A 9,221-nucleotide genomic window follows, 5' to 3' on the forward strand; every position below is an offset into this window, starting at 1 on the left:
CGGGCTCGGCGCGCTCGCCGCCCGCCGCCTCGCCGCCGCGGGCTGGGAGGTCGTCGCGGCCGACCTGGACGCCGACGGCCTCGGCGCGACCGCCCACCGCTCCCCCAACACCCGCGTCCGGGTCTGCGACGTCGCCGACGCCGAGGCCGTGGACGCCGTGGTGGCCGAGGCCGGTCCCGTCCACCGGGTGGTGCACGCGGCGGCCGTCGGGCCCATGGCCACCGCGCTGGAGCAGCCTCTCGCCGACGTCGAGCGCGTGCTCCGGACCGACTTCCTCGGCACGGTCAACGTCGTCCGGGCCGCGCTGCCGGGGATGCTGGAGCGCGGCGGCGGCGAGCTGGTCCTGTTCTCGTCGCTCGCGTCGCTGCTGCCCGTCCCCAAGACGTCGGCGTACGCGGCGGCGAAGGCCGCGGTGAACGCCTACGCCGAGGCGGTCGCGGCGGAACACGCCGGGAGCGGCGTCGTGATCCGGGTCGTCTGCCCCCGCCAGGTCGATACGCCCGGCTTCCGGGCCGCCGCGTCCGCCGATCCGGCCGCCACCGGCCGCATGCGCGGCATCCCGCCGGGCGTCGTGCTGGACGCCGTGGACCGCTCGCTCGCCCGTCCCGCCCACGACCTGTACGTGCTCCCCGACCCGCTGACCAGGGCGGTCGCCCGGGCGCGGCGCTGGGCCCCCGGCGCGACCGCGCGCCTTGTGGGACGGGTCACGGCGGCACGCTGAGGCGACCCCGGACCGCGTAGGCTGTCTGTTTCGCATTCCCGGGGCGGTCCCGGGACGCCGCCCGTCGCCGCGAGGAGCAGCCAGCCATGTCGTCCGAGGTCACCGACCGTTCGCCCGGCAGCGCGGCGGGCGGGAGCGCCCCTGCCGGCACGGACGCGAACACCCCCGCCGGCACGGACGGGACGGCCCCGCTGAAGGACCGCGAGATCGCCGCCGAGCAGCGCTTCGTGGACGAGGCGTACGACCGGCTCGGCGAGATGCGCGAGGACGCCCGGGCCATGCTGCGCGAGGGCTTCCGGCAGTCCCTCGCGGGCACCAAGGGCTCGCTGGTCGACCGCGACGCGATGGTCCACCAGGCGGCGCAGCGCGCGCACGCCCTGGACATCGCCGACGACGGCCTGGTGTTCGGCCGCCTCGATCTCGCCCCGCGCGAGTACGCCGACGACGCGCAGCCGTCCGGGCGGATCGTGGACGGCCGGGAGGTCCGCTACGTGGGCCGCATCGGCGTCCGCACCCGCGAGCACGACTCGCTGGTGATCGACTGGCGCGCGCCCGCCGCCGAGGACTTCTACCGCGCGACCCCCGAGGAGCCGCGCGGCGTGATCCGCCGCCGGGTGCTGCACTCGCGCGGCCACAAGGTCGTCGACATCGAGGACGACCTGCTCGACCCGGACGCCGCCGAAGGGCTCTCGGTCGTCGGCGACGGCGCGTTCCTGGCGTCCCTCGCGCGCACGCGCGAAGGGACCATGCGCGACATCGTCGCCACGATCCAGCGCGAGCAGGACGAGGTCATCCGGGCCCCCGCCGACGGCACCGTCCTGGTGCGCGGGGCCCCCGGCACGGGCAAGACGGCCGTCGCGCTGCACCGCGTCGCGTACCTGCTCTTCCGGCACCGCCGCCGGTTCGGCTCGCGCGGGGTCCTGGTCGTCGGCCCGAATCCGCGCTTCACGTCCTACATCGAGCGCGTCCTGCCGTCCCTCGGCGAGGGCTCGGCGACGCTGCGCTCGCTGGGCGACCTGGTGCCGGGCGTCACCGCGTCCGCGCACGACACCCCCGAACTGGCCCGCGCCAAGGGCTCGGAGGCGATGGTCGCCGTCCTGCGCCGCGCCGTGACCGACCACGCCCCGGGCGCCCCGGACGAGCTGCGCGTCGTCTACCGCGGCGTCGTGGTCCGCCTGGACCGCGGCCGGCTGGACCGGCTGCGCGCCGAGGTGCACCGCCGCGCCCGCGGCTCGGTCAACACCGCGCGCGGCCGGGCCGCCGAGGTGCTGCTCGACGCCCTCTGGGACGCCTTCGGCCGGCTCGGCGGCCCGCAGGCCGTCGAGGAGGACGCCGAGGCCGCCGGGCAGGGCGAACTGGCGCTGTGGAACTCGATCCTCGCCGCCGACGGGCTCGGCGAGCTCGACGCGGACGGCCGTCCGGCGCCGCGCCGGGGCAGCCGCGAGGAGTTCGACGCCCGCGTCCGCGAGCAGCGCGCGTTCACCGACTTCCTCCAGGCGTGGTGGCCGATCCGCACGCCGCTGGACGTGCTGACCGCCCTGTCCGACCCGGCCCGCCTGCGCCGCGCCGCCGGCCGCGACCTGGACCGGGGCGTCCTGGACGCGCTCGCCGCCTCCTGGGCCTCCGGCATCCGCACCTACCAGGACGTCGCGCTGCTGGACGAGCTCGACGCGCAGCTCGGCAGCCCGCCGCGCCCGCCGCGCCGCCGCCGCGCCCCCGCCGCCGACGACCCGTTCGTCGTGGACGGCGTGAACGTCCTGACCGGCGAGGCCGTCCCGGACGAGGACTGGGAGCCCGGCATGGACGAGCTGACCACCTCGATCGAGCGGATGGAGCGCGCCCGCCGGGTGGACGACGGCGTCGTCGAGGAGCGCCCCGAGTACGCGCACATCGTCGTGGACGAGGCGCAGGACCTGTCGCCCATGCAGTGGCGCATGCTCGGCCGCCGGGGCCGCCAGGCGAGCTGGACGATCGTGGAGGACCCGGCGCAGAGCGCCTGGGAGGACCTCCAGGCCGCCCGCGCCGCGATGGACGCCGCCCTGGGCGGGGAGAAGCCGGCGCGCAACCGGCGGGGCCGCCGGCAGCCCGCCCGCACGTCGGCCCGGACCGTCCGGCACGAGTACGAGCTCACCACGAACTACCGCAACTCGGTGGAGATCGCCGCCGTGTCGGCCCGGGTGCTGGCCGAGGCGCTGCCCGAGGCCCGTCCGGCGCGCGCGGTCCGCGAGTCGGGCCTCGACCCGGTCGTCCGGGTCGTCCCGGCCGAGGACCTCCGCACCGCCGCCCGCGAGGCGACCGAGGAACTGCTCGGCCAGGTGGAGGGCACGATCGGCCTGATCGTCCCGATGCCGACCGCCGACGCCTGGACCACCGCCGACCGCGAGCGCCTGGCCGACGGCCTCCCGGACCGCGTCCAGGTCCTGGACGTCCTGGAGGCCAAGGGCCTGGAGTTCGACGCCGCGGTGATCGCCGCCCCCGAGACGGTCGCGTCCCAGTCCCCGCGCGGCCTGCGCGTCCTCTACGTCGCCGTCTCCCGCGCCACCCAGCGCCTGACGGTCCTCACGTCCTCCCCCCACTGGCAGTCCCTGCTCCTCGGCCACTGACCGGGGCTCGCGGGAGAACGGTCCGGACAGACTGAAGTCCGGACCGGTTGCGGTCCGGACTGCGGGGTTGTGCTCCGGCCTGGACGGTGAGGAGGGTGGGCCGTCCGGCCTTCGCGATCGTCCGGCGAAGGCGGGGGGCGGTTCGCCGGTGGGGGTGGAGGGGATTCGGCGGTGCCGGGCGGCGGTCGCTGATCGGCCGCGGCCGGTCACCCGTGCTGGTCGTCCGCGGGGGCGGACTCGTCCAGGGGGTGGGCGCCGTCGGTGTCGCCGCGGGGTGGGCCCTCCGGTCGGACGGGCGCCTTGGCGATCACCGGGTCGGCTCGGCCGGACGGTTCCTGCCGGCTGAGATCGGTATGCCGGACGGGTGGGTCGGTCCGGGTTGCGGGACGGTTCGCGGCGGGCTTCACGGATCGCTTCTCCCTGTCGCGGGCGTCCGGTCAGCCGGCGCCCGATCCGGCCAGGGCGGGGGCGGACTCGTCGCCCGGTTCACGGACTGGGGCGCTGTCCGCGCCGGGGCGGGGCACCGGCCGCATCTCCACGCTCAGCCGGGGCTCGTCGGCCGTCCGGCGCGCCCAGACGTAGGGCGACTGGTAGCGGACCTGGCCGCTGCCGTCCTCCTGGCCCTGCCAGAACTGCGCGCGGCGGCTCCGGTAGGCGAAGCGGGCGAGGTAGAACGGGATGGCCAGCAGGCCGGCCACCGCCCCCACCATCACCACGTAGACCATCACGACGCTGATCATCGCGGGACCTCCTCTGTTCCTCTGTGTCGTCCCTCTCTGGTTGCGGCTGACCGCGTCGACCCGGGGAGGGGATCTCCGCGATCCGGCGAGGCCCGGAACGGCATGAACTTTCCGAGCACTCATTGCGTCCTATTGGCTGGGGCGTACCGACCATCCGGTCGCACCTATTGATGCGGCTCCTCCAGTCATCCCAACCTCTTGCACCTATAGGATTTCCTGAACCTGACGACGGCAAACATGCGATCATGCTTCATACCGAACAAAACGAAGCGTTGGTTGTAGCTCTCATCCATTCGTTGGGATGTTTGGAGCCTTCCGGACGACTTCGCGACCGGAGCGACGGGCGCCACGGCATATCAAGAGCAGCGGTGAAGACACACCTGACCTGGTCAAATGCCGTGATGTCGACTCAGGCCCGCCCAGAGATCCCGCCAGGGCGCATCAAGCAGGCAGCGCGCACCCAAGACCGAGGGAAGCGGGAGGCCGCCGCACGATCGGCGGCGGTGGGGTGACTCAGAGGAAGCGGACGCGCTCCAGGTCGGCCCCGTCCTGCTCGCGGACGTAGACCTTGCCGCCCTCCTGCTCGACGGTCTCCAGGTACGCGTAGACGCCGAGGGCCCGGTTGATCACGTCGGTCTTGGTGTCGCCGGTGAGGCGCATGAGCTCGCTCAGCGCGGCGGCGCCTTTCGCCGTGAGGTTGACGGTGACACGCTCGCGCGTGCCCGGCCCCTCCGCAGGGGCGGACTGGTCGCGGCTCTGCTCCGGCGAGGGGGCTTCGGACCTGTTCATCAGCGGATCTCCTCCACCGGGACGACTCCTCGCCCCGCTCACGGCCCGTCGGCACTCGTCCGCACGGCCGGCGGCCCGCCGGGACGCCCCCGGACGGCTACCGCCGTGCGCGGCCAGTATGCGCCTGGGACGTACACCGGTCAACGCGGGTGCGAAAGGGTCTACCCGGTTGGATGCTGTTTCAAGCTTCTTACTTCCCGGTTATGCGACTTCGATGTGACTAACGTATGTACATCACTCACATCAAAGTCTACCGTCGTCAGTGTGGCCCGCACTCGGCGGGTCCTGGGAGAGACCGGGAGCGGCTGATGGCGGGGACGGTCTTGGTGGTCGTGGGGGGTGTGCTCGTCGTCGTGGCGATGGGGTTCATGGCGGTGACGCACCTGACGGTGGTGCTGTTCCTGGGGCGGCTTGACGAGGTGAGGCGGCAGGGCGGGCCCGGGCCGGGGACGATCGCGGACGGGGCGGGCGCCCATGGGGCGGACGCGAGTGAGCGGGCCATGCTGCTGGTCCGGGAGCGGACGGCGACCATGTCGGCGACCACGCTGGCCGCGCCCGGGCCGGAGGCGGAGGCCCCCTTTCCCGCGCGGCCCTCGCCGGCGATCGTCCCGGACGATCACCCGCCCGACGTGCGTATCCCCGCGGCCGGAGCGCACGCGGCGTCTCCCTGGCGGGGGACGCGGGACTGCACGATCATGTTCGTGACATCGTCGGGTTCGGGGCCGCGCGGCGTACCGAGCGGGACCGCCGGACGATCCGCGACGTCACCTACACGCTCGTCCAGGACGCGCTGGACGGGGTCGGCGCCGGGCCGTCCGTCTGGTACCGCGAGGACCGCGGCGACGGCGCGCTGCTGCTCCTGCCCGACAGCGTGCCGGTCGAGCGGCTGGTCACGGGGGCCGTCCCGGCGATGCTGGACGAGCTGCGCCAGCACGACCGGTCCGCCGGGCCCGGTCTGGACCTGCGCCTGCGGGTCTCGCTCGACGCCGGACGCGCCGCCGTGGACGAGCGCGGGGCCTTCGGCGACTCAATGATCGCCGCCGCGCGCCTCCTGGAGGCGCCGCTGCTCAAGGAGAGGGTCACCGAGCCGGGACGGCTCCTCGGCCTCATCCTGTCCGCGCGCGTGCACGAGATCCTGTCCGCCTCCGGACATGAGGGGCTGCCCGTCGCGGACGGGTTCGAGCGGATCGACGTGCACGTCAAGGAGCACCGGCTCGTCGGCTGGGCGGCCGTCTACGGCGGCGGGCTCGCCCGCGACGACGTCGCGCGGTTCGCGGAGCGCGGCGGAGGCGACCGCCGGGGCGCCCTGCCGCCCGTCCGGACGCACCGCGCGCGGCGGCTGATCCGGGCCGGGCGGCTTCCGGGGTGACGGCTAGATGATCGGCGGACGGCCCGTCCGGGTCATCCGCCAGGCGGTCTTCCACGAGATCGGGCGGCGCGGCCCCGCAGGCTTGCGCCAGCCCTCCACGAAGCCCTGGAACCACGGCTTCAGCGCGCTCGGCTTGCGCTCGCGCAGGACGGTCATGCCGACCCAGACGCCGAGGTAGGTGAACGCCAGCAGCCAGGGCAGGTTGCGGCGCGCCAGCCAGACGCGGTTGCGCGCGTTGTACCGGTAGAACATCTCGTGCCGCGTCGGCAGGACGGCCGGGTGGAACATCACCGCGGACGCGTCGTACACGATGTGGTAGCCCGCGTTGAGGACCTGCCAGGCGAGGTCGGTCTCCTCGTGCGCGTAGAAGAAGTCCTCGGGCAGGCCGCCGCCCGCATCGAACGCGGCGCGGCGGACGGCGCAGGCGCCGCCGAGGAACGTGGTGACCTCCGACGACCGTTCCGGGTCGCCGGCGCGCAGCCGGGGCACGTGGCGGCGCTCGCCGCGCCCGCCCTCGGGGTCGCGGACGCGGAACGAGACGATGCCGAGGGTCGGGTCGGCGGAGAACCGGTCCCGCAGGTGCGCGCCGAGCCGGGTGGAGCGGTACCAGCCGTCGTCGTCCAGGAAGAGGATCACGTCCCCGCTGGACGCCTCGACGCCCCGGTTCCGTCCGCCGGGGATGCCGAGGTTGCGCGGCAGGCTGAGCGTCTTCACCCGCGGGTCGTCGAACGGCGCCTCGCCGGCCCGCTCGCCGACCGGGTCCACGCCGTTGCCGACCAGGACGACCTCGACGTCCACGTGCTCCTGGTCGAGGGCGCTCTGCACGGCGCGGGCCAGTTCGGCCGGCCGGTTGCCCATGGTGAGGACGACGACGCTGAGTTTCACTTGAGCCTCCGCGAGGCCAGGATGCTGATCAGGTGCAGCAGGGTCTGCACCACGGCGACCGCGGCGACCGCCACGCACAGCACCCGCATGGCGGCCGGGGTGTCGGTGCCGAGCACCGCGTCCAGCACCGCCGCGGCCAGGATGAACAGGGACAGCTCGACCGCGCCGATGATCCGGTGGAAGCCGAGCATGGACGCGGCCTGCCGGGCCAGCGCGATCTTGGTGGAGCGGGGCCGCAGCGCCCGGTCGCCGCCGGTCGGGTCGGCCTGCAGGCCGGACTTGGCGCGCGCGACCACCACGTTGTCGGTCTCGGCCTTGATCAGCGCGGCGCCGAGCGCGGCCAGCAGGCCCAGCTCGACGTAGCCGCCGTTGCGCCAGCCGCCCTGGGCGGCGAAGCCGAGGCCGGTCAGCAGCGCGACCTCCGACAGGTAGTGCCCGATCCGGTCGAGGAAGACGCCCGCGACCGAGGTGCGGCGCAGGTAGCGGGCGACCTCGCCGTCGATGCAGTCGAGCAGCAGGTAGACCTGGATGAGGACGGCGCCGCCGAGCGCGGGCCAGACGGCCGCCGTCCCGGAGCCCGGGATCGACACGACCGCGCCCGCGAGCACGCCGCACGCCATCATCATGTAGGTGAGCTGGTTCGGGCTGAACCCGAGCCGCAGCGCCAGCCAGGAGAAGTACGGCGACAGCGACCGCATGTAGAGGCGGCCGGCCCAGTGCTCCTCGTTGCGCCGGTCCTTCAGGCCGGGCGGCTGTCCGTACCGCCGGACGTCCGCGACCTTCGCCGCCTTGCGGGTCGGGCGGTCGTCGGACGGGGCCGCGGGCGCGGCCTCCGGCGCGGTCGGACCGGGGGGTGTGGGGGGGCGTCCCCCCTCGGTCGGAACGGTCACGTCAGCCTCCGTAGGCCCGGACATAGTCGTCCACCGCCGCGCGGACCGCGGCGGCGTCGAGGTCGAGGTGTTCCAAGATCGTATAGCGGCCGGGACGGGTCTCCGGCGCGAACTTGACGGCCGCGGCGAACTGCTCCGCCGACAGGCCGACGTCGCCCGGAGTGCGCGGCAGGCCGTGCCGCTCCAGGCAGGTCAGGATCTCCGCCAGCCGCTCCCCGCCCGTCCCGAGGTGGGTGGCGCGCAGGTGGTAGCAGAACGCGGCGCCGAGGCCCGCGAGCTCCCCGTGGTTGGCGGTGCCGGGGAACAGCCGGTCGATGGCGTGCATGATCTCGTGGTCGCCGCCGGACGCGGGCCGCGAGTCGCCCGCGAACGCCATCGCCATCCCCGACAGCACCAGGCCCTCGGCGAGGACGGTCAGGAACTCGTCCGACTCGACCGACTTGGGCTGGTGCAGCAGCGCCTCGGCGGCGGTGCGGGCGACGGTGAGCGCCATCCGGTCGACCCGCTCGCCGACCGCCTCGGCGGCCAGCAGCCAGTCGTCCACGGCGGAGAAGTTCGACACCACGTCGCCGATCCCGGCCCGGACGAGCCGGTCCGGCGCGGACCGGACGTAGTCCAGGTCGACGATCATCGCGAGCGGCATGACGACGCCGAACGAGCCCTTGCCGCTGTCGTGCTCCAGGGACGCCACCGGCGAGCAGATCCCGTCGTGGGACAGGTTCGTCGCGACCGACACCATCGGGATGCCCGACAGCGTCGCGGCGTACTTGGTGGCGTCGATGGTCTTGCCGCCGCCGATCCCGACGACCGCCTCGTACTGCCCGGCGCGCAGCTTCCCGCCGAGCGCGACCGCCGCGTCGACCGTCCCGCCGTCCACCTGGAAGACCTCGCAGGCCGACAGGGACGTCCGGACGTGCTCGGCGATCTTGACGCCCTGCCCGGGGCCGACCGCGATCGCGACGCGGCCCTCGGTGGCGATCCGCCCGTCGGCGAGCAGCTCGCCCAGGCTGGCGACCGCGCCGCGACGGACGTCGATGGACAGCGGCGCGTTCAGCATCCGCGTCAGCAGTGGCATGAAGCCTTCTTCCTCGGGCGGGGGGACGAAGAGCCCGGGTCGGGGCGGGTGTCCGGGGAGGCGGACGGACTGCGGTGCCGGGTGCGGGGCGCGAGGCGCGCGCGGCGCGCGGGCGCGTCCGCCGCCGGTACGGCGTCGCCGCCGCACCC

8 protein-coding genes are annotated in these 9,221 nt (G+C 74.7%); 3 read left to right on the plus strand and 5 right to left on the minus strand.

The features are described 5' to 3' along the window. Together DZF91_RS10350 and DZF91_RS10355 are read left to right on the plus strand one after the other, a co-directional pair. A partial coding sequence (locus DZF91_RS10350) for an SDR family NAD(P)-dependent oxidoreductase (protein WP_147341091.1) occupies positions 1-721 on the plus strand: 721 nt, incomplete at its 5' end. Positions 722-807: 86 nt separating this feature from the next. Further along, on the plus strand, positions 808-3,324 hold the full coding sequence (locus tag DZF91_RS10355) for a HelD family protein (RefSeq protein ID WP_117357261.1): 2,517 nt from the start codon (positions 808-810) through the stop codon (positions 3,322-3,324). 437 nt (positions 3,325-3,761) lie between these two features. On the opposite strand, the gene DZF91_RS10360 is transcribed toward DZF91_RS10355, so the two are convergent. Together DZF91_RS10360 and DZF91_RS10365 are read right to left on the minus strand one after the other, a co-directional pair. Beyond that, entirely contained in the window at positions 3,762-4,064 is a 303-nt protein-coding gene (locus DZF91_RS10360) for a hypothetical protein (protein WP_117357262.1), read from the minus strand. Positions 4,065-4,577: 513 nt separating this feature from the next. Further along, complete coding sequence (locus DZF91_RS10365) at positions 4,578-4,853, minus strand: ribbon-helix-helix domain-containing protein (protein WP_117357263.1); 276 nt, start codon at positions 4,851-4,853, stop codon at positions 4,578-4,580. Between the two features lie 871 nt (positions 4,854-5,724). Between DZF91_RS10365 and DZF91_RS10370 the strand changes: the two genes are divergently transcribed. After that, positions 5,725-6,222 (plus strand): hypothetical protein, encoded by a 498-nt coding sequence (locus DZF91_RS10370; RefSeq protein ID WP_117357264.1) that lies wholly within the window; start codon positions 5,725-5,727, stop codon positions 6,220-6,222. Between the two features lie 3 nt (positions 6,223-6,225). Here the strand turns inward: DZF91_RS10370 and DZF91_RS10375 are convergent, their stop codons facing one another. The 3 genes from DZF91_RS10375 to DZF91_RS10385 are packed head-to-tail and all read right to left on the minus strand — an operon-like array spanning position 6,226 to position 9,072. Further along, positions 6,226-7,080, minus strand: a complete 855-nt coding sequence (locus DZF91_RS10375; RefSeq protein WP_117357267.1) for a glycosyltransferase family 2 protein — start codon at positions 7,078-7,080, stop codon at positions 6,226-6,228. A gap of 23 nt (positions 7,081-7,103) precedes the next feature. Further along, the gene (locus DZF91_RS10380) at positions 7,104-8,021 is read right to left on the minus strand and encodes a CDP-alcohol phosphatidyltransferase family protein (RefSeq protein ID WP_117357265.1); all 918 of its coding nucleotides are present in this window, start codon (positions 8,019-8,021) and stop codon (positions 7,104-7,106) included. Further along, positions 7,999-9,072, minus strand: coding sequence for an iron-containing alcohol dehydrogenase family protein (locus DZF91_RS10385; protein ID WP_117357266.1), 1,074 nt, complete (start codon positions 9,070-9,072; stop codon positions 7,999-8,001). The genes DZF91_RS10380 and DZF91_RS10385 overlap by 23 nt, the downstream gene beginning before the upstream one ends. Positions 9,073-9,221 lie beyond the last annotated feature (149 nt).

This window comes from Actinomadura logoneensis (assembly GCF_003428695.1).
In the GTDB taxonomy this organism is placed as follows: domain Bacteria; phylum Actinomycetota; class Actinomycetes; order Streptosporangiales; family Streptosporangiaceae; genus Spirillospora; species Spirillospora logoneensis.